This is a genomic window from Mycolicibacterium chubuense, from assembly GCF_001044255.1.
GTDB lineage: Bacteria > Actinomycetota > Actinomycetes > Mycobacteriales > Mycobacteriaceae > Mycobacterium > Mycobacterium chubuense.
In genome coordinates this window covers 1-19,466 of the sequence record NZ_JYNX01000020.1, presented here as the reverse complement: position 1 = coordinate 19,466, position 19,466 = coordinate 1, and the positions used below count along the sequence as shown (strand labels likewise).

Sequence of the window (19,466 nt, the reverse complement as noted above, 5' to 3'; positions counted from 1 at the left end):
TGCAGTAGCGCGCTACTGCACGCGCAGCCGCACACCGGCGTGACCATTACCCGGGTGAGCGGGGATCCGGTACTGCGACTCGAGAACGTCGACAAGACGTACCGCAGAGGCGACGAACAGGTTCGCGTGCTGGTCGGCGTCGACTTCACCTTGTTCGCAGGCGAATTCGTCGTCGTGACCGGACCGTCGGGGGCCGGCAAGTCCACCCTGCTGCACGTCGCGGGCGGACTGGACGAACCGGACCGTGGCACCGTGGCGGTCGCCGGGCGGGACGTCTGGTCGATGAGCGTCGCGGCCCGTGCCGCCTTCCGTCGCCGCAACCTGGGCTTCGTGTTCCAGTTCTTCAACCTGGTGCCGATGCTGACCGCCGTCGAGAACGTGTCCCTGCCGCTGGTGCTCGACGGCGTGCCCGCACGCCGGGCCGACGCCCGCGCCGCCGAGCTGCTGGCCCGGGTCGGGCTCGCCGACCGGGCCCGGCACCGGCCGGCCGAACTCTCCGGCGGTCAGCTGCAGCGCGTGGCGGTGGCGCGCGCACTGGTGGCCCGACCGTCGATGGTGCTCGCCGACGAGCCCACCGGAAATCTCGACAGCCACTCATCGGCCGAGGTGCTGGACCTTCTGCGCGCGTTGACCGACGAGGACGGCACCGCGGTCGTGATGGTGACCCACGACCGGACAGCAGCGAGCTACGGGTCCCGCGAACTGCACCTGGTCGACGGGCACGCCGGCGCGGTCACCGCCGTCGCGGGGCAGGCGTGACGCGCAGGCTCCGCGCGCAGTGGTTGTCGTTCCGACGCATCCACCTCGCCGCGCTGGCCGCAGACTGGCACCGGACCCTGCTCAGCATCATCGGAGTCGCGCTCGGCGTGACGGTGGTTCTGGGGGTCCTCATCCTCAAAGCCGAACTCGTCCGCCCGTTCGACTCGTTCGGTCCGTCCCTCGTGCGAGCGGCCGGTGCCGAGGTCATCGCGGTGACCCCGAACGTCGAAGGCCGGCTGCCGTTCGACGTCGTCGAGCGGCTGCGCACGGAGGTGACCGGAGCCGAGGCGGTCATCCCGGTCGTGGGGAACCTGACACCGGTGGGCGACGCGACCGGCAGCCACGGCTTCTTCCTGCTCGGCGGGTCGTGTCAGATCGAATTGCTGGTCGGCCCGTTCGACTGCGAGCGCCGCGCCCGCAGCGACCCGCCGGCGGCCGGTCCCGGCGTGCCGCTGCAGATTCCGGTTGTGATCGCCGAACGGCTGGGCCTGCACACGGGTGACGAGATCCGCATCCCGGGGCTGCCCCGCGGCGCGGCGCACCTCGGCTGGACGTTTCCGGAATTCGAGCGCGTGAAAGGCATCAACGACGGCTACGTGCTGCTGGCACCCAGCGCCGAACTCGCGGCACGTCTGCTCGGCGCGCCGGGCTACGCCACCGCCGCCTTCGTCGTGCCGGGCGCAGATGCGCCGCGCGTCGCGGCCGATGTCGACCGGGTCGTCGCCGGGGTGGCGACCACCGGGCCACCCCGCCCGCAGCTGCCGGCGGTGTTCGAGAACAGCAAGCAGAGTCTCGACCTGGTCGCGCTGGCCGGCATCATCGTCGGGATTCTCATCGCGGTGAACACGATCCTGCTGGCGGTCGAGGACCGGCGCACGGTGATGGGAACCGTCGGCGCGATCGGCGCCGGGCCGGTCGGGCTGTTCGGCGGAATGCTGGGCGAGGGCGCCGTGGTCGGCGTGCTCGGCGGTCTGCTGGGGGTGCCGAGCGGTTTCCTGCTGGGGACGTACCTGGTGGATCGGTTCGGGCAGTCGATGCTGGCCGGATCCGGCGCGACGATCACCGCACACTTCACCCCGACCCTGGTCGTCACCGGGGCGATCTCCGGTGCCGTCTGTGGCACCTTCGCGATGACCGGACCGGCGGCCCGGCTGATGCGCACCGGCCCGCTGGCCTCGATGGCAAGTGTCGGTGGTATGCAGAGGGAACGACGAATCCCGTTGTGGCCGTTGCTCGCCGGCGTCAGCCTGCTGGTGGGAGCCGTCGCGGTGTCGACGGTGTTCGCGCGCGGGCCGTGGCCGGTGCGCGTCGGGGTCGACGCGATGACGGTCGGGTTGTGCGGCGTGGTGCTCACGACGGTGTGGATCGCGCCGCGTGCCGCCGGCCCGTTGATCGCCCTGATCACGACTGCCCATCCGGCGCTCGGACGTCTGCTGGGCGCCGACTTCCGCCGCTACGCCCTGTTGTTCGCACTGTCGGCCGCCCTGCTCGCCGAAGCCACCAGCCTGGCCATCGGGTCGCAGAGCATGCAGGTGCTCGGCACCGAGCAGATCGCCGCGCAGAAGGCCTCCAGACTGCCGGCCGCCCTGCTGATCTCCCCCCAGTCAGTCCTGGATCAGCGGGACGGCCGGCTCGCCGAGGACACCTACCCGGCGATCGCCGAGGCCGCAGGGGGCCGCAGCGTGTCGTCGCGGTGGCGCTCGACGATCTCGTCGGGCGCGGACGCGCGGCTGGTCGTCGGCGTCACGCCGGGCGATTGGTACAGCACCGCGCTGTACGGGCCGGACGCCCCGGAGCGCTTCTGGACGGGGCTGGCCCACGGGGCCGTCGGGCTGAGCACGATCGCCGCGAGCCGGCTGGGTGTCGGTCCGGGCGACACGGTCACGCTGCCCACCGTGGCAGGTCCGAAGACGTTCGACGTCGCAGGGATCTTCCGTCCGCGGATGGTCAACGACGCCGCAGTGGGCGACATCGTGCTGGTATCGGCCCCGTTGGCCCGCACCGACTGGGCCGCGCTGCGCGATCAGGTCGCGGTGGCCTACTCCTCCCCCGCCGAGGCCACCGCACACCGTACCGACTTCACCGGGCTCGACGCCGGTCTGCGCGTGTACGACGACGAGCAGTGGCGCTCGGAAGCCACCCGCGGCATCACCCGCTTCCTGCAACCGTTCACGATCGCCGGCTATGTGGTGATGGCGGCCGCCGGTGTGAGCGTGCTGAACGTTTTCGTGCTGGGGCTGGTGCAGCGCACCCGCGAGCGGGCGGTGCTGCGGGCGGTCGGGGCGACCTCCGTGCAGGAGCAGCTGACGATCGTGGCCAACGCGGTCCTGCTCGCCTCGCTGGTCGCCGTCGTGGCGGTGCTCGGCGGTATCGGTCTGACCTATCTGTGGTCGCTGGGCTCACCGGTCTACTACGGCATCGCCATCGACTGGGGGGTGCCGGCGCTGCCCGTGCGGACCGGGATCGTCGCCGTGTTCGGGCTCGTCCTGACCGCCGCGGCGTATCCGGTGATCCGGTCACGCCGGCTGGAGACGGCCGAGGTATTGCGCGACAGCTAGACGTGGACCGCGGGGATCTGGTCGCCGGTCCGGCGGAAGCGATGCAGATCCCCGTCGGCCGCGACGCGCTGAAACGCCGCGAAGTCGTTGGGCGGCAGGGACATCTGGACCATCAGGCCGCGGCCACCCGCCCCCTCCAGCACGGCGCCCAGCCCCGCGACCGGTGGCCTCAGCACGGCCGTGCAGAAGCAGGGATGGGCGTCGCCGAGCCGGATGCCGTAGAGGCCGAACCCGCTCCAGTTCGACAGGAGGGGATTCCAGTGCGCGGGTTCGAAAGCAGTGGACACGCAGCGCGCCGCCTGTGAGCCGCGGCTGCTGTCCAGGATTCGCTGATTGCCGCGCAGGTCGCAGTGCTCCTGGCCGAACCGGTCGACGTGGTGGCGGATGCGCTCGGCGATCTCGCTCGCGGCCTCACCACTGTGCAGCTCGACCGACAGTGTGGTGAGGATGTTGCCGGCGAGCAGGGGATCCAGCCCGCACCTGCGGCGGACATTCACCGCGATCGCGAGCCGGCGTCGGAGCACGGTCGGGTCCGATCTCATCAGGGCTTCAGCGACATGAGCGCACACGATGTCGTTGTCGGACAGCCGGATCCGCGATCCATACGCGTCGCGCATGCGGCCCATCTCCTCGTCGCCGAAATAGAGGCTGAGCGTCCGTTGCCTGCGCGCGTCCTTGGCCAGATACACGGCGCTGCGGACGAATTCACCAAGACCGAGGTGGCGCACGCCCGGCTCACGCGCCGTGTCGGCGGGCAGGTACTCGGCGAGATGAGCGGCGCGGTCCTCGACGATCAGCGGCGCGGTGATCGGTTCGCCGGCCTCGGCTGCCGCCCACGCGTTCATCAGGAACATCATCGTCTGCAGGTCACCGACCGAGTGATGCCAGGACATCCCGATCGCGGTGGCACCTCCGGCCAGATGGGTGGCCCGGACCGTGCACAGCGGGCCCCATCCCCATCGGGCCGCCACCGCGTTCACCGGGTCGACCAACCAGAGTCCTCTGTCCGCCGCCACCGAACGCACGGCCTCACCGATCGTCACGCCGGCCGACGCCTCGGAGAACGGAACACCCTGCCCGGTGCACCGGATCTGCAATCCGCCCTCGGCCCAGCGCAACCGTCCGGCGAAGATCGGCACACCGGCCAGAGCGCGGGCCAGGGACTTCATCAGTGCGTTTGTCTCCAAACGCTTTTCGAAGAAGAAGACGACGTGCACAGCCAGGTTCGCCACGATGACGTCTCCGACACTGCACCGGATGTCGAGCGGTCGCACCGACTGCGGCCGGATCAGGTGGGTGGCCATGACGGCTCCGTTCGATGGTCGACGACGATGCGGCCGCCGCGCTTCGGCGCGTTCGTTACGCCGTGGAAACGGGACTTCTCGTCGGCGGCGTCATCGGTGTGGATGCGCACGTGCCGCAGGACGGTGCGCAGCACGACATCCATCTCGGTGATGGCGAAGTCCGCGCCGAGACACCGTCGCGTGCCGCCGCCGAACGCCAGCCATGTCGGAGCCGCCGGCTTGACCCCGAGGAATCGGTGCGGATCGAAGGCGCCTGGGTCGGTGAAGTTCTCGGGATCCTCGTGCAGATCGGCGATGCGGATGAGCACGGTGCGGTGACGTGAAACCTGCCAGCCACCGAGGTCGATGGTCGGCCCCTCGACGCGACGGCCGGCCACGTCGAGCACCGTCCGGGAACGCAGCACCTCGAAGACAGCGGCCCGTCGGAGCGCCGCGCCGCCGTCGTCGACCTCCCGTACCAGATCGGCAAGGACATCCGGGTGCCGCCGCAATCGCTCGAACGTCCACGCGAGCGCCGCTGCAGTCGTCTCGTACCCCGCACCGATGAGGGTCAGCAGTTCGTCGCTCAGCGCCGCGAGACCCTCGCACCGGCCGCACCGCAGCAGCAGAGACAGGATGTCCGTGCGCTCCGCGCACCGCGGATCGGCGCGGGCCTTGTCGACGAGGGTGGTCACGATCCGGTCGAAGTCGGCGCGGAAGGCGTCGAGCCTGCGCCACGGCGTGCAGCCCCGGATCCACGGCGGGGGCGCGGGCGCGAACGCCAGCACCTGCCCGAGCCGCATGAAGGGCGGGACCAGACGGCGCAACGCGGCGATCTCGTCCGGTGCGTCGCCGAAGACGATCCGCAGGATCACGTTGAGCGTGATCCGGCTCATCGGCCTCAGCGTCGCGAACTCGACACCGTCGGGCCAGGTGGCGCACTCGCGGAGCGTCTCCCGCTCGATGATCTGCTCGCAGGCGGCGAGCCGGTGCCCGCGCAGGGCGGGGGCGAGCACCCGGCGTCGCTCGTGATGGGCGGCGCCGTCCAGGGCGAAGATCGAACCCGAGCCGAACAGATTGCTCATGTTGGGCCGCACGTTGACCAGTCGTTGCGGATCCGCAGCGCAGATCGACCTGACCACCGCGGGATCGGAGACGACGACGGAGCGGCCGAAGAACGGGACGTCGATGGCGAAGACGCGCCCGCGCCGGCTCGTCCAGGTGTGCATCGCGCGGCGCCGGAGCACGGCGAACTCGACACCCTGCACCAGCCTGGGCGACCTCACAGTCGGCGGAGTCCGGCCCATTGTGCGTCCTCTCGCAGTGCACCTCGACATGAACCATGACGCGTCACTTCCCGGACGGAATCAGTAGTGGGCTACTGCACGCCGACGCCCGCACGCCCCGTCTGCGCGGTCACGGTCGGGAAACGAAACCGATGCCGAACTTCCCTTTTGCCGGCCGCCCCTGTTGTGTTGCGATTGAATGACGTGTACGTCGGGGGACGCTTACCGCTTCTGGAGGGTTTTCTTTTGAGTTCCGCAGCGTACGTCGGCCGTGTCGGCGCCCTGGCCGTCGCGTTGGGTATCGGTTCAGTGGTGTTCGCAGGACATGCGATGGCCGACGACACGTCCTCGGCGTCGAAGCCGGCGGCCTCGGCGAGCGCAGATAAGTCCGATCGCACCGATAAGTCCGAGCGCACCGACACCTCGGCCGCGGCCGGCAGCGCACCGGATACCACCGACAAGACCGACAAGCCGGACAGGACCGACAAGCCGGGCAAGGCCGACAAGCCGGACAGGGTCGGCGCATCGGACGCCGACGCCGAGGATCCGGCGCCGACCACCAAGCGCAAACAGGGCCTGTCGTGGAAGAAGCCGGCGCGGGCGACCGCCGGTGCGTCGTCGGAGAAGACGACGACGAAGAGTGACTCGGAGACCGAAGACGCGCCCTCCGCGGCCACGGACGAGACCCGCCCCACGCGCCTGTCGCGGATCACCGCAACCCCGACGGACCCCGCCGAGCCGCCCCGGCAGTCGGCCACGCTGACGCTGCGCACCGACACCAAAAACGACACCGAAACCGGCACCGCCGCGCCGAGCACCGCATCACGCACCGTCACCTCGTCGGCGGTGAGCACCGACCAGCAGGCCGACCCCGTCGACCGGCCCCTGGTGAAGGCCGTCGTCAATGTCGTACGCAGCATGGTCGACTGGGCCCACCAGCGCGCCGACTCCGGCGGCCAAGGCCAGTCCCCCGCGCCGCCGTTCCTGTGGGCGCTGATGTCGGTCGCCCGCCGTGAACTCGAGACCTTGTCGGCGGCCCGCACTCCGCGTGTGGAGACCGCCGCTCTGACGGCCACCGACCAGCAGGCCGCCGCCGCAGCGCTGACCCCGTACTCGCCGTGGCTCAATCCCCAGGTCAGTCCATCGACGAACTTCGTCAGCTGGGTGACGGGCAACTACGTCTACGGGGACAAGACGCTGGCCAACACCCTCAACCGGTTCAGCGTCTACGGCACCGACGTCGGGACCATGTGGGACAACGGCATGGTCGACGACCCCACGACGCCGTACAACGAACACCAGGTCCTCATCGCGGTCGGCGACACCTTCGCCGGACCCAACATGACCCCGCGGCACATCTACAACACGCTGTTCCGCAGCTCGGACACCGATCTGTCCGACGGCATCACGATCCCCAACGGAGAGTGGTTCACCGGCAACATGTTCGGCGGCGCGCCGCTGGACGGGCCGGTCAACGCGCGGCCGATCATCAACCGGCCGGGCTGGCTGCCGAACTCGGTGACGCTGATCCCGACCGCGGGTGTCTCGCTGCCCACCGAAGTCACCGAGAAGACGCCCTTCGGCACAGTGCAGTACGTCAGCTTCATGTCGGTGTCGAAGTGGGGTTCCTCGGGCAAGTGGACCACGAACTACTCGGCGATCGCGTACTCCTACGACAACGGCGAGAACTTCACCGTCGACCCGAAGAGCGTGCGCTACAACTCGTTCCTGAGCAGCAACAAGAACTTCCAGCAGTCGGCGTTCGTCAAGGGCGATGACGGCTACGTCTACATGTACGGCACTCCGAACGGGCGCCAGGGAGCGGCGTATCTCGCCCGCGTCGCACCGGAGAACATCCTCGACGCGTCGAAGTACGAGTACTACAAGGGGGCCAAGTCCAGCTTCTTCGGCACCACGCCGGCCGCGTGGGTGAAGGGCAATCCGTCGGCGGCGACGGCGATCATCGGAAAGTCCGGCGGGTTCCTGGGCTCCTTCAAGCCCGGCTACACCGTCAGCGAGATGTCGGTGCAGTACAACGACTATCTCGGCAAGTACGTGGTGCTCTACGGGGATCAGAACAACAGCATCGTCATGCGGACCTCCGACACCCCCGAGGGCGTGTGGTCCGATGCGGCGGTGCTGATGACCCAGCAGCCGGGCGGCATCTACGCCCCGATGCTGCATCCCTGGTCTCCGTCGACGCTGGGCACGGGGTCGGATCTGTATTGGAACCTGTCGCTGTGGTCGAGCTATGACGTCATGCTGATGCACACCGACCTGACCAAGGTGTAGCTCAGCGGCCGAACGAGATCGTCGAATCCGAGCAGCCTGTGACCGGTCGCTCCGGTGGGAACCCGGCGGGGTCGGCGTCGGCGATCACGGTCTGCCGGTAGTACGCGCGGTGCCGGTCGGCCGAGCACTCGAAGTTGGCGTTGAGCACGGTGAAGGTGGTCGGGTCGGCCCCATCGATGACCCGGCCCATCCAGTAAACCTGCTGCGCGTCAACCGCATACGGCCCGCCCACGGTCCGGAAGCTGCGCGGGTCGGCGCCGGGGATCTGCCGGTCGAAGGAGAAGACGGCGACGCCGTCGGTCGAGTAGGCGCCGTCGAGAATCCGGAAGCCCTGCGGTGACGCACCGTCGATGGCGGCGCCGTTGACGTACACCGCCCGGCCGTCCTTGGCGTAGAGGTAGCCGGCCCGGTCGGAGACGATCGTGAAGTGCCGGGGATCGTCGGACAACACCGATCCGTCCGACCAGTACACGCGGGTCCGGTCGCGCGCGAGGCCGCCGTCGAGCAACTCGAAGCCGTCCGGATCGGTGCTGATGATCCGGTCGCGAAGGTAGACCCGTGCACTGTCGCGGGCCAGCCCCGGCCGGTCGAGGAGTTCGAACGTGCCGGCCCGGGCACCCGGGAGAGGATGACCGTCGATGTACACGCGCTCGTGGTCGCGCGCATAGGTGCGGTCGATCGGCTCGAACGTGGCCGGATCGGCGCTGACGATCCGAAAAGCCTTACCGGGAAACGGGTTCAGGAAGTACACGGCGCCGCCGCGAACGTGGTAGCCGGCATCGTCGAACATCGAACTCGGCGCGTCGTCGTGCGCGCAGCCCACCACCAGCGCGGCCAGCATCGCCACAGCGGCGGCGACGATCGGGCGCATGTGACCATCGAAGCACGTCGGCTGCGGGCATACACTGCGCTCGTGCGTGACGTCCTCGACGAGTTGCTGGCGGTCTGGCAGACCGGCGGCACCGCAGGGCTGGCCACGGTGGTGCGCACGATGCGCTCGGCGCCGCGCCCGCCCGGAGCCGCGATGCTGGTCTCTCCCGACGGCAGCGTGACCGGGTCGGTGTCGGGCGGCTGCGTCGAGTCCGCGGTGTACGAGGCCGCCGTAGGCGTCGCGGCGAGCGGGCGCCCCGACCTGCAGCGCTACGGGGTCAGCGACGACGACGCGTTCGCTGTCGGCCTGACGTGCGGCGGCACCATCGACATCTTCACCGAAGCCGTTTCGCAGCAGACGTTTCCGCACCTGCAGGACGTCGCCGACGACATCGCCGCGCACCGCGCGGTGGCCGTCGCCACGGTCATCGCCCATCCGGACCGCGCGTGGGTGGGGCGGCGCCTGGTCATCGGCGCGGACACGACCCAGGGGTCGGTCGGCTCCGCGCGCGCCGACGACGCGATCGCCGACGACGCCAGGGGGTTCCTCGCGGCCGGGCGCACCGGCGTGCTGACCTACGGCCCCGACGGACAACGACAGGACGCCGGCATGGAGGTCTTCGTCGCCAGCCACGCTCCCCGACCGCGAATGCTGGTGTTCGGCGCCATCGACTTCGCCTCGGCGCTGGCCGCGCAGGCGGCACTGCTCGGGTACCGGGTGACCGTGTGCGACGCCCGCCCGGTGTTCGCGACCGCGCCACGCTTTCCGGCCGCCGAGGACGTGGTGGTGGACTGGCCGCACCGGTACCTCGCCGGCGAGGCCGAGCGGGGGGCGATCGACGCCCGCACAGCGATCTGCGTGCTCACCCACGACGCGAAGTTCGACGTGCCGGTGCTCGAGGTCGCGCTGCGGTTACCCGAGGTGGGCTACGTCGGGGTGATGGGGTCGCGGCGCACGCACGACGACCGGCTGCGCCGCTTGCGGGAGGCCGGTCTGACCGACGCCGAACTGAGCCGCCTGTCCAGCCCGATCGGACTCGACCTCGGCGCCCGCACGCCCGAGGAGACCGCGGTGTCGATCGCCGCGGAGATCATCGCCCGTCGCTGGGGCGGCGGCGGCCGACCGCTGGCCGAGACCGACGGGCGGATCCACCACCCGTCGTGAGACACCAATGCTGGAAATGTCGCTCTCGATTGCGATAACGTCACTCTCAGAGCCTTCAGGAGGGTGATTCCCCGTGACCGACACCGCCGTCGACACCGTCAGCACGCGCTATGCCGGCAGACGCGTCCCGCGGGTCGAGGACGGCCGTCTTCTGACCGGTCACGGCGCTTTCGTCGACGACGTCACCCGCCCGGGAATGCTGCACGCCTGCTTCGTGCGCAGCCCGTTCGCCCACGCCACGATCGACGACATCGACACCGCGGCTGCGCTGGCCCTGCCCGGCGTGCACGCCGTGTTCACCGCCGCCGACCTCAACCCCGACGTCGTGGAGGCGTGGCACGCGGTCGCCGGCAAGGACATCCCGGACACCCCGCGCCCGCCGCTGGCCGAGGGCGAGGTGAAGTTCGTCGGCGATCCCGTCGCGCTGGTCGTCGCCGACAGCCGCTACGTCGCCGAGGACGCCGTCGACCTCGTCGAGGTCGGCTACACCCCGCTGCCGGCCGTCGCCGATTTCCGCAACGCCGTCGGCAGCGACGTGATCGTGCACGCCGCCTACCCCGACAACGTCGCGGGCGGCCTCGCCGGCGCGCCGCCCGACGAGGATCTGTTCGCCTCCGCACCGCACGTCGTCGAGGAACACATCTACCAGCAGATGTACGTGCCGGTGCCGATGGAGACGCGCGGCATGGTCGTGGAGTGGTCGTCGAGCACCGGCGAGCTCACCGTCTGGGCCTCGACGCAGACGCCGCACGAGTTGCGCGCGTTCGCCGCCCGACTGCTCGGCATCCCCGCCCAGGGGGTGCGCGTCATCATGCGGGACACCGGCGGCGCGTTCGGCCAGAAGGTGGTGCCGATGCGCGAGGACATGTGCATCCTGCTGGCTGCCCGCAAGGTACCGGCCGCGCTGAAGTGGATCGAGGACCGGCGCGAAAACCTGATGTCGGCCGGGCAGTCACGCCACGTCGACGGCACCGTGCGGATGGCGTTCGACGACGACGGCAAGATCCTGGCCGCCGACATCGACTTCGTCCAGGACGTCGGCGCCTACCCCACGCCCTACCCGGTGCTCACCACCGCCGCGATCGGCATGTTCTTCCCCGGCCCCTACCGGGTGCCCAAGGCCAGTTTCGCCTACAAGACGGTGTTCTCGAACACCCCCGGCCTGCACGCCTACCGCGGCCCGTGGCAGTACGAAACCCTGACGCGCGAAATGCTTCTCGACAGCGCGGCCCGCAAGATCGGGATCGACCCGGTCGAGCTGCGCCGCATCAACATCCTGCGCGGCGACGAGATGCCGTACGTCAACCCCAACGGCATGCCGTACGACAACTGCGCGCCCGCCGACACGTTCGAGCAGGCGGTGAAGATCCTCGACCACGAGGGGTTCCGCAAGGAGCAGGCCGACGCGCTCGCGCAAGGCCGCTATGTGGGGCTCGGTTTCTCGGCCTACATCGAACCCACCGGTGCCGCGACCGGTCACCTCGCGACCGAGGGCGCGACGGTGCGCATGGAGCCGACCGGCAAGGTCAACGTCTACGTCAACGGCGGCTCGGCCGGCAACAGCATCGAGACGACCGTGGTGCAGCTGACCGCGGATGCGTTGGGCGCCGACATCGACGACGTGTCCACCATTCAGGGCGACACCGCGGTCACCCCGTACGGCGCAGGCACCCAGGGCAGCCGCAGCGGACCCATGACGGCAGGCGCCGTCCACGAGGCCGGCGCGATCCTGCGCGGCCAGATCCTCGCGATCGCCGCGCAGATGCTCGGGGCGGCCGAGACCGACATCGAACTGGCCGACTCGCGGGCCACCCTGCGCACCGATCCGGCCCGCAGCGTGACGTTCGCCGAGATCGCCTACCGCTCCTACTACGAGCCGGCGCAGCTCGGCGGTGTCCCGGCCACCCTGGAGGCCACCGCCCGATTCACCTCCCAGGCGATGATCCACTGGGCCAACGCGACTCACGTGTGCACCTGCGAGGTCGACGTCGACACCGGGAAGGTCACGCTGACCCGCTACATCGTCAGCGAGGACGTCGGCCCGATGATCAACCCCAACGTGGTCGAGGGACAGGTGGCCGGAGGGACCGTGCAGGGCATCGGCGGTGCACTGCTGGAGAACCTGGCCTACGACGACGCGGGCAACCCCGTCGCGTCCACCTTCGTGGACTATCTGCTGCCGACCGCCACCGAGGTCCCGCCGATCGAGTTCGGTCACGTCGAGATCCCCGGCCCGGGTGTCGGCGGCTACAAGGGCGCCGGCGAGGGCGGGGCCATCGGCTCCCCGCCGGCGGTCATCAACGCGATCAACGATGCGCTGGCCCCGCTCGGCGTCACGGTGACCGACCTGCCCGCCACCCCGGCCACGATCGTCGACCTCATCGAACGCGCCGGCAGAGGAAAGGACCACGAACAGTGGAGCTGAACAACGACTTCCGGGTCGCCGTCCCCGCCGCTCAGGTGTGGGAGGTGTTCACCGACGTCGAGCGCGTCGCGCCGTGCCTGCCCGGCGCCACCCTGCTGTCGGTCGACGGCGACAGCTTCGACGGCGCGGTCAAGGTCAAGGTCGGCCCGATCACGGTGTCCTACAAAGGGGTTGCGTCCTATCAGGAGAAGGATGCGACGGCCGGACGCATCGTGCTGCGCGCCGAGGGCCGGGAGACCCGGGGCAACGGCACCGCCGCGGCCACCGTCACCGCCCACCTCAAGGACGAGGGCGAGTCGACCTACGTCGCCATCGCGACCGACCTGGCCATCTCCGGCAAGGCCGCCCAGTTCGGCCGCGGCGTGCTCGCCGACGTCTCGGGGAATCTGATCGCCCAGTTCGCCCGCGCCCTGGAGGCCGAACTGGGCGGAACAACACCGGCCGCGACCACATCCGCGGCGCCCGCCGACGACTCCGTCGACCTGCTGCGGGTGGTCGCCGCGCCGATCGCCAAACGCTACGCCCCGGTGCTCGTCGCGGCCGCCCTCTCGGGTGCGGCCGGCTTCCTGCTCGGCCGCCGCAGGCGCAGAGGCCCGGCTGCGATGCTGGCCGAGGATCTGCAGGCCGCCCTGGCCCGGCTGCTGTCGTGAAAGCGGCCCCGTTCGCCTACCACCGGCCCGACACCGTCGCCGGTGCGCTGTCGCTGCTCGCCGACCTCGGCGAGGACGCGAAGATCCTCGCCGGAGGGCAGAGCCTGGTGCCGATGCTCGCGATGCGACTCACCCACTTCGACAACCTGATCGACATCTCGCGCATCGGGGAACTGTGTGACATCGAGCGGCGCGTCGACACCGTGCGCATCGCCGCGGGCACACCGCACGCCCTGGTCGGACTGGACGACGAAGTGGCCGAAGCGGTTCCGCTGCTGACGCTGTCCACACCGCACATCGGTCACTTCCAGATCCGCACGCGGGGCACCCTCGGCGGCGCGATCGCGCACGCCGACCCGGCCGCCGAGTACGCCGCCGTCGCGCTGACCCTCGACGCCGAGATCGAGGCGACCTCGGTGCGGGGCACCCGCCGGGTCCCGGCCGCCGATTTCTTCACCGGCCTGTGGGAGACCGCGCTGGCCGCCGACGAGATCCTCACCGCGGTCACCTTCCCGGTGTGGTCCGGCCGGGTCGGCTTCTCGGTGCACGAATTCGCGCGTCGCCACGGCGATTTCGCGATCGCCGGCGCCACCGTGGCGGTCGAACTCGACGATGCCGACACCGTCGCCCGCTGCGGCATCGGGTTGCTCGGCATGGGCTCGAAGCCGCAGCGCGGCACCCCGGCCGAGCGTGCGCTGGTCGGCCGACCCGTCACCGACGTCACCGCCGAGGAGGTGGGTCGGCTCGCGGTGTCGGCCCTCGAGGACATCCCCGCCGACCTGCAGGGCAGCGCGGACTATCGCAGGAAGGTCGGCGCCACGATGGCGGCGCGGGCCTGGCTCGAGGCGACCACGGAGGCCCGTCGTGCATGAGATCCCCGTCGAGGTGTCGGTTAATGGCCGGCGCCACCGCGCGTCCGTCGAGCCGCGGGTGACGCTGGCCGACTATCTGCGGGAGCGGTGCGGGCTCACCGGCACCCACCTGGGCTGCGAGCACGGCGCGTGCGGCGCCTGCACGGTGCTGCTCGACGGGCAGGCGGTGCGCTCCTGCCTGATCTTCGCCGTCCAGGTCGACGGGCAGGAGGTCACCACCGTCGAGGGCGTCGCCGACGCCGACGGCACGCTCTCGCCCGTGCAGGCCGCGCTTCGCGAGTGCCACGGACTCCAATGTGGTTTTTGCACGCCGGGTTTCGTCACGAGCATCACCGCACTACTGCGCGACAACCCGCACCCCAGCGACGACGAGATCCGCGAGGGTCTGTCGGGCAACTTCTGCCGGTGCACCGGCTACCAGGGCATCGTGAACGCGGTCCGGCGCGCCGCGGAGGTGCTCGACGCGGCGGGCAGCTAGTCCGTCACCACCCCGCGCAGACCCTCGGCGCCGAACACGGGTTCGAGCATCGCCGAGAAGTCGGGCCCGCGGCGCAGCATCATGCCGCCGTCGACGTTGATCAGCTGGCCGGTGATGTAGCTCGCGGCATCGCTGAGCAGGAACAGTGCCGCGTTGGCGACGTCCTCGGCCTCTCCCGGCCTGGGCAACGGGGTGGCCGCCGCGTAGTCCCCGCTGACCTCCGGTGACATGAAGATCGCCGCCACCAGGTCGGTGCGGATCAGGCCCGGCCGCAGCGAGTTCACCCGTACCAGCGACGGCCCGAGCTCGTCGGCCGCCAGCTGCATCATGTGGTCGAGGCCGGCCTTGGAGACGCCGTAGGCGCCGAACCACCGGTGGGTGTTGCTCGCCGCGATCGAGGAGATGCCGACGAACGATCCGCCGCCGCCGCGGACCATCTCGCGGGACGCGTGCTTGAGGACATAGAAGGTGCCGTTGATGTTCAGGTCGATCAGCCGACGCCACGCCGTGGAGTCCAGATGAGTGATCGGGCCGATCGTGTCGCTGCCGCCGGCGCAGTGCACGACGCCGTCGAGCCGGCCCGTCCACGCGGCGGCCGCCGCCACGGTGCGCGCCACCTCGTCCTCGTTGGTGACGTCGCCGGGCTCGTAGCGCGCCGAGCCGCCGATCTCCTCGACGGCGGCGGCGAGTTTGTCGGCGTTGCGTCCCATCAGCATCGCGTTGCCGCCGGCCTCCACCACGGCCGTGGCCACCGCCTTGCCGATCCCACTGCCCCCACCGGTGACGAGCACCGTCCGTCCCGACAACGAGATCTCCACGCTCGACTCCTTCGACGACCTAACTAGAACAGGTTCCAGTTATACGTCACGGCTGGTCGCGGCGAGCAGGCTTTGGCGGTCCCGACGTGCGCCAGTCCGGAACCTCGGGCGGCAGGCCGATCGGATACCGGTTCTCGTTGTGCGCCGCCCAGTGGGCGTGACCGAGTTCGTGGATGTGAAAGGCGTGACGCAGCGCCTCGGCGAAGCCCATCGCATCGCTGGCGGCATTCACCGAGTCCTTGACCAGCAGCGCGGCCATGGTCGGGCGCTCGGCGATGCGCCGCGCGAACTCCACGGTCTTGTCCTCGAGCTCGGCGCGGGCGAACACCTTCGACACCATGCCCAGCCGGTGTGCCTCGTCGGCGTCGATCGAATCGCCGGTGAGCAGCAGCTCCTTGGCCTTGCGGGCGCCGAACTCCCACGGATGGGCGTAGTACTCGACGCCGGGCATGCCCATCCGGACCGCGACGACGTCGCTGAATCTGGCGTCGTCGGCGGCCACGATCAGGTCGCAGGCCCAGATCAGCATCAGCGCGGCGGAGATCGCATTGCCCTGCACCGAGGCGATGGTGATCTTGCGGAGGTCACGCCACCGGCAGGTGTTCTCGTAGAAGTAGTGCCACTCCTGCAGATAGGTCCGTTCGGCGATCGCGGGCCGGGTCGCGCCGTTGATCCGGAACGTCGGGTGCTGGTCGGGGCCGGGGGCCCTCTCGGCCAGCGCAGCCTCGGAGCCGAGGTCGTGGCCGGCCGAGAAGTTCCTCCCACGGGCGGCCAGGATGACCACCCGCACCTCGTCGTCGGCCTCGGCGCGGCCGAACGCCTCGTCGAGTGCCACCAGCAGTGTGCGGGACTGCGCGTTGTGCGCGTCGGGGCGATTCAGCCAGATCCGGGCGATCCGCCCGTCGTCGAGGGTTTCGTACGTCACCTGCTCGGCGTCGGCCACATCGAGCACAGTAACGGCCCTGCGCCGGGCGTTGGCTAGAGTTGTGGCATGCCTGCCAAATCTGATCCCGCCGAGCTCGGCGACGTCGAGCCGATCGCCGACAGCACCGAACGCCAGGCGCGCCGCGTCGTCGCCGCCTACGCCACCGACGCCGACGAGTGCCGCGTCTTCCTGTCGATGCTCGGCATCGGACCGGCGAAGCTCGACGCCTGATGACCGACCCGAGCGGCCCCGAGGACCGCTCGGGCGCGGCGCAGTCCGCTCCACCGTCGGCGAAGGCCGACTTCGTGGTCGTCGCCAACCGGCTGCCGATCGACATGGTGTTCCTGCCCGACGGCACCACCGAGTTCAAGCGCAGTCCGGGCGGGCTGGTGACCGCACTCGAGCCGCTGCTGCGAAAGCGCAGCGGCGCCTGGGTCGGCTGGCCGGGCGTGCCGCAGGACGCCGACGACCCGGACAGCTTCGACGATCCGATCGAGCAGGACGGCATGACGCTCGTGCCGGTGCGGCTGTCCGCCGACGACGTCGCCGAGTACTACGAGGGTTTCTCCAACGCCACGCTGTGGCCTCTCTACCACGACGTCATCGTCAAGCCGATCTATCACCGGGAGTGGTGGGACCGCTACGTCGAGGTCAACCGCCGCTTCGCCGAGGCGACCGCGCGGACCGCCGCCGAAGGCGCCACCGTGTGGGTGCAGGATTACCAGCTGCAGCTGGTGCCCAAGATGCTGCGCATGCTGCGGCCCGATCTGACCATCGGCTTCTTCCTGCACATCCCGTTCCCGCCGGTCGAGCTGTTCATGCAGATGCCGTGGCGCACCGAGATCACCGAGGGTCTGCTGGGCGCCGACCTGGTCGGGTTCCACCTGCCCGGCGGCGCGCAGAACTTCCTGATCCTGGCCCGCCGCCTGGTCGGCGCGAACACCTCACGCGGCAGCGTGGGCGTGCGGTCCCGCTTCGGTGAGGTCAACGTCGGGTTCCGCACCGTCAAGGTGGGCGCGTTCCCGATCTCGATCGACGCCGGCGATCTCGACCAGCAGGCCCGCACCCGCAAGATCCGCCAGCGGGCCCGCGAGATCCGCGCCGAGCTGGGCAACCCGCGCAAGGTCCTGCTCGGTGTCGACCGGCTGGACTACACCAAGGGCATCGACGTGCGGCTGCGGGCGTTCTCCGAGCTGCTCGACGAGCACCGGGTCGACCCGAACGACACTGTGCTGGTCCAGCTGGCCACCCCCAGCCGCGAGCGGGTGGAGAGCTACATCGCGATGCGTGAGGACATCGAGCGCCAGGTCGGGCACATCAACGGCGAGTACGGGGAGGTGGGCCACCCCGTCCTGCACTACCTGCACCGCCCCGTGCCCCGCGAGGATCTGATCGCGTTCTACGTCGCCGCCGACGTCATGCTGGTGACCCCGCTGCGGGACGGGATGAACCTGGTGGCCAAGGAGTACGTCGCGTGCCGCAGCGATCTCGGCGGCGCCCTGGTGCTGAGCGAATTCACCGGAGCCGCAGCCGAATTGCGCCAGGCCTACCTGACCAACCCGCATCACCTGGAGGGCGTCAAGGACGCGATCGAGGCGGCGCTGACGCAGGCGCCCGAAGAGGGCAGGCGGCGGATGCGGGCATTGCGCCGGCAGGTGCTCGCCCACGACGTGGACCGCTGGGCGCGGTCATTCCTGGAGGCGCTGGCCGGGACGTCGGACTAGATCGGCGTGATGTAGTTGATCAGCCATTTGCCGTCGACCTTCTGGTAGTCGACGCGCAGCCGGCTCCCGTCGTAGACGGGCTGACGCGACTTGTCGGTGACGGTGCGGTTCATGTAGACCATCACCGACGCCGAATTACGTTGCGCCTCCAGCACTCCCACGCCCACGACGTTCGCCTGGCTGACGAGCTGACGGTCGCGCGCCTGCGGGATGATGTCCTTGGTCGCGCGGTCCTCGAATTCCCTGCGGTAGGTCGGTGTCAGCAGCGGATAGATCTCGTTGAGGCTGCGCTCGACGGTCTGGTAGTCGTACCCGAAGACCTTCGGAATCTGTTGCTGGGCAAGGGGGGCCAGCTCAGCGCGGGCGGTCTGCTCGCCCCGCAGCTCGACGCCGCTCCAATACAGCCGCCCGCCGACGGCGCCCAGGACGACCAGCCCGAGAGCCAGCAGCACGCCCAGCGCCGCGACGAACTTGGCGACCCGATCACCCATCAGTTGCCGCCGTCGGGGTACTTGAGGTCATAGCCGGTCATGTGTCCGTTGTCGTCTTCGTGCACGATCACCCGCATCCGGTAGGGCTGCGAGGGTTTGTTGGTGCCGTCGATGTCGGTCACGGTCACCCGCGCCGACACCAGCACCGCCGCGTTGCCGCTGACGTTGTCGACCTTCTCCAGCGCGGCGCCGTTGATGACGGCCTCCGAGCTGGCGTTGGTGTCCCGGAAGATGGCCTTGAGGTTGTCGACGTTGTTGTCCTGGCTGAGCATGTCGCGCAGCGGCCCGCTGGTGCTGTTGACGAAGCGGTTCACGCTGTCGTCGATGTCGTCCTGGTTGTAGCTGAACATGTTGATCACCAGTTGTGACGCGGTGTCGACGAAGCGCTGGTCGCGGGCCAGCTGAGCCTTCTCGGTGCGCTGGGTGGCGAGCATCCAGGCCACTCCCCCGGCCACCGCGCCGGCGAGCACGACCAGCGTGAGCAGCGACACCAGGGCCACCAGTCCGCGGTGGGCGGGACGTCGCGGCGGCGGCGCGGCCGATATCGACGGACGCACCTTCGCGGTGGGGGCGTCGACGACGACGGCCGTGACGCTCTCGGGTTCGGTGACACTGGCCGGCCCGGCGGCACGCGAGGCGCGGCGCCGGGCAGGCCTGGACACGGCTTCTCCCACTACTTCTTCAACCACAAACGGACTGCCTATACCTGCTTCGGGGACAACATCAGGTCGACCCAGTTCTCTGCGGGCGCCAGTTTGTCAGCTCCGGGGGCGAAGATGCCAGTCCCGCCCGCGGGGTCGACGAACTTCCCGTTGCGGTCGTAGCTGGTCCCGCTCCCGGTGCTCGTCGAGCACGCCGACCTCGGTGGGC

The 19,466-nt window shown here is 70.1% G+C and carries 17 protein-coding genes; 10 read left to right on the top strand and 7 right to left on the bottom strand.

Annotated features, from left to right (window positions below):
* Positions 1 to 54: 54 nt before the first annotated feature.
* Positions 55 to 759, top strand: coding sequence for an ABC transporter ATP-binding protein (locus MCHUDSM44219_RS05030; RefSeq protein ID WP_048417172.1), 705 nt, complete (start codon positions 55 to 57; stop codon positions 757 to 759).
* The gene (locus MCHUDSM44219_RS05025; RefSeq protein ID WP_048417138.1) at positions 756 to 3,317 is read left to right on the top strand and encodes an ABC transporter permease; all 2,562 of its coding nucleotides are present in this window, start codon (positions 756 to 758) and stop codon (positions 3,315 to 3,317) included. The genes MCHUDSM44219_RS05030 and MCHUDSM44219_RS05025 overlap by 4 nt, the downstream gene beginning before the upstream one ends.
* Here the strand turns inward: MCHUDSM44219_RS05025 and MCHUDSM44219_RS05020 are convergent.
* Positions 3,314 to 4,621, bottom strand: coding sequence for an acyltransferase (locus MCHUDSM44219_RS05020; RefSeq protein WP_048417137.1), 1,308 nt, complete (start codon positions 4,619 to 4,621; stop codon positions 3,314 to 3,316). The two genes, MCHUDSM44219_RS05025 and MCHUDSM44219_RS05020, sit on opposite strands and share 4 nt — an antisense overlap.
* Positions 4,606 to 5,937 carry a cytochrome P450 gene (locus MCHUDSM44219_RS05015; protein WP_048417136.1) on the bottom strand — a complete coding sequence of 444 codons (1,332 nt, stop codon included), beginning with the start codon at positions 5,935 to 5,937 and terminating at the stop codon, positions 4,606 to 4,608. The genes MCHUDSM44219_RS05020 and MCHUDSM44219_RS05015 overlap by 16 nt, the downstream gene beginning before the upstream one ends.
* A gap of 195 nt (positions 5,938 to 6,132) precedes the next feature.
* Here MCHUDSM44219_RS05015 and MCHUDSM44219_RS05010 point away from each other — a divergent pair, with 195 nt between their 5' ends.
* The gene (locus MCHUDSM44219_RS05010; protein ID WP_048417135.1) at positions 6,133 to 8,178 is read left to right on the top strand and encodes a glycoside hydrolase family 183 protein; all 2,046 of its coding nucleotides are present in this window, start codon (positions 6,133 to 6,135) and stop codon (positions 8,176 to 8,178) included.
* A gap of 1 nt (position 8,179) precedes the next feature.
* On the opposite strand, the gene MCHUDSM44219_RS05005 is transcribed toward MCHUDSM44219_RS05010, so the two are convergent.
* The gene (locus tag MCHUDSM44219_RS05005) at positions 8,180 to 9,049 is read right to left on the bottom strand and encodes a DKNYY domain-containing protein (protein ID WP_048417134.1); all 870 of its coding nucleotides are present in this window, start codon (positions 9,047 to 9,049) and stop codon (positions 8,180 to 8,182) included.
* A gap of 42 nt (positions 9,050 to 9,091) precedes the next feature.
* Between MCHUDSM44219_RS05005 and MCHUDSM44219_RS05000 the strand changes: the two genes are divergently transcribed.
* From MCHUDSM44219_RS05000 to MCHUDSM44219_RS04980, 5 genes are all read left to right on the top strand, one after another.
* Positions 9,092 to 10,213 (top strand): XdhC family protein, encoded by a 1,122-nt coding sequence (locus MCHUDSM44219_RS05000; protein WP_048417171.1) that lies wholly within the window; start codon positions 9,092 to 9,094, stop codon positions 10,211 to 10,213.
* A 73-nt stretch (positions 10,214 to 10,286) separates the two neighbouring features.
* A complete protein-coding gene (locus MCHUDSM44219_RS04995) occupies positions 10,287 to 12,638 on the top strand; it encodes a xanthine dehydrogenase family protein molybdopterin-binding subunit (RefSeq protein ID WP_048417133.1) in 2,352 nt (783 codons plus the stop codon).
* Positions 12,629 to 13,288, top strand: a complete 660-nt coding sequence (locus MCHUDSM44219_RS04990; protein WP_048417132.1) for an SRPBCC family protein — start codon at positions 12,629 to 12,631, stop codon at positions 13,286 to 13,288. The genes MCHUDSM44219_RS04995 and MCHUDSM44219_RS04990 overlap by 10 nt, the downstream gene beginning before the upstream one ends.
* Positions 13,285 to 14,160, top strand: a complete 876-nt coding sequence (locus tag MCHUDSM44219_RS04985; RefSeq protein WP_048417131.1) for an FAD binding domain-containing protein — start codon at positions 13,285 to 13,287, stop codon at positions 14,158 to 14,160. Before MCHUDSM44219_RS04990 ends, MCHUDSM44219_RS04985 begins: the two co-directional genes overlap by 4 nt.
* On the top strand, positions 14,153 to 14,638 hold the full coding sequence (locus MCHUDSM44219_RS04980; RefSeq protein WP_048417130.1) for a (2Fe-2S)-binding protein: 486 nt from the start codon (positions 14,153 to 14,155) through the stop codon (positions 14,636 to 14,638). The genes MCHUDSM44219_RS04985 and MCHUDSM44219_RS04980 overlap by 8 nt, the downstream gene beginning before the upstream one ends.
* Here the strand turns inward: MCHUDSM44219_RS04980 and MCHUDSM44219_RS04975 are convergent.
* Together MCHUDSM44219_RS04975 and MCHUDSM44219_RS04970 are read right to left on the bottom strand one after the other, a co-directional pair.
* Positions 14,635 to 15,456 carry an SDR family oxidoreductase gene (locus MCHUDSM44219_RS04975; RefSeq protein ID WP_048417129.1) on the bottom strand — a complete coding sequence of 274 codons (822 nt, stop codon included), beginning with the start codon at positions 15,454 to 15,456 and terminating at the stop codon, positions 14,635 to 14,637. The genes MCHUDSM44219_RS04980 and MCHUDSM44219_RS04975 overlap by 4 nt on opposite strands.
* 46 nt (positions 15,457 to 15,502) lie before the next feature.
* The gene (locus tag MCHUDSM44219_RS04970) at positions 15,503 to 16,399 is read right to left on the bottom strand and encodes an enoyl-CoA hydratase (protein ID WP_048417170.1); all 897 of its coding nucleotides are present in this window, start codon (positions 16,397 to 16,399) and stop codon (positions 15,503 to 15,505) included.
* 48 nt (positions 16,400 to 16,447) lie between these two features.
* On the opposite strand from MCHUDSM44219_RS04970, the gene MCHUDSM44219_RS30235 reads away from it, so the two are divergent.
* Both MCHUDSM44219_RS30235 and MCHUDSM44219_RS04965 read left to right on the top strand, forming a co-directional pair.
* Entirely contained in the window at positions 16,448 to 16,612 is a 165-nt protein-coding gene (locus MCHUDSM44219_RS30235) for a hypothetical protein (RefSeq protein ID WP_162260429.1), read from the top strand.
* A complete protein-coding gene (locus MCHUDSM44219_RS04965) occupies positions 16,612 to 18,105 on the top strand; it encodes an alpha,alpha-trehalose-phosphate synthase (UDP-forming) (protein WP_048417128.1) in 1,494 nt (497 codons plus the stop codon). Before MCHUDSM44219_RS30235 ends, MCHUDSM44219_RS04965 begins: the two co-directional genes overlap by 1 nt.
* On the opposite strand, the gene MCHUDSM44219_RS04960 is transcribed toward MCHUDSM44219_RS04965, so the two are convergent.
* Positions 18,102 to 18,596 (bottom strand): mammalian cell entry protein, encoded by a 495-nt coding sequence (locus MCHUDSM44219_RS04960; protein WP_048417127.1) that lies wholly within the window; start codon positions 18,594 to 18,596, stop codon positions 18,102 to 18,104. The genes MCHUDSM44219_RS04965 and MCHUDSM44219_RS04960 overlap by 4 nt on opposite strands.
* Positions 18,596 to 19,258 carry an Rv1363c family protein gene (locus MCHUDSM44219_RS04955; protein ID WP_236695358.1) on the bottom strand — a complete coding sequence of 221 codons (663 nt, stop codon included), beginning with the start codon at positions 19,256 to 19,258 and terminating at the stop codon, positions 18,596 to 18,598. The genes MCHUDSM44219_RS04960 and MCHUDSM44219_RS04955 overlap by 1 nt, the downstream gene beginning before the upstream one ends.
* Between the last annotated feature and the right edge of the window lie 208 nt (positions 19,259 to 19,466).

Coding starts and splice junctions, on each gene's coding strand:
- MCHUDSM44219_RS05015 (WP_048417136.1), bottom strand. CDS start 5,937: ATGTCGAGGTGCACTGCGAGAGGACGCACAATGGGCCGGACTCCGCCG.
- MCHUDSM44219_RS05005 (WP_048417134.1), bottom strand. CDS start 9,049: ATGCGCCCGATCGTCGCCGCCGCTGTGGCGATGCTGGCCGCGCTGGTG.
- MCHUDSM44219_RS04960 (WP_048417127.1), bottom strand. CDS start 18,596: ATGGGTGATCGGGTCGCCAAGTTCGTCGCGGCGCTGGGCGTGCTGCTG.
- MCHUDSM44219_RS05020 (WP_048417137.1), bottom strand. CDS start 4,621: ATGGCCACCCACCTGATCCGGCCGCAGTCGGTGCGACCGCTCGACATC.
- MCHUDSM44219_RS30235 (WP_162260429.1), top strand. CDS start 16,448: ATGCCTGCCAAATCTGATCCCGCCGAGCTCGGCGACGTCGAGCCGATC.
- MCHUDSM44219_RS04965 (WP_048417128.1), top strand. CDS start 16,612: ATGACCGACCCGAGCGGCCCCGAGGACCGCTCGGGCGCGGCGCAGTCC.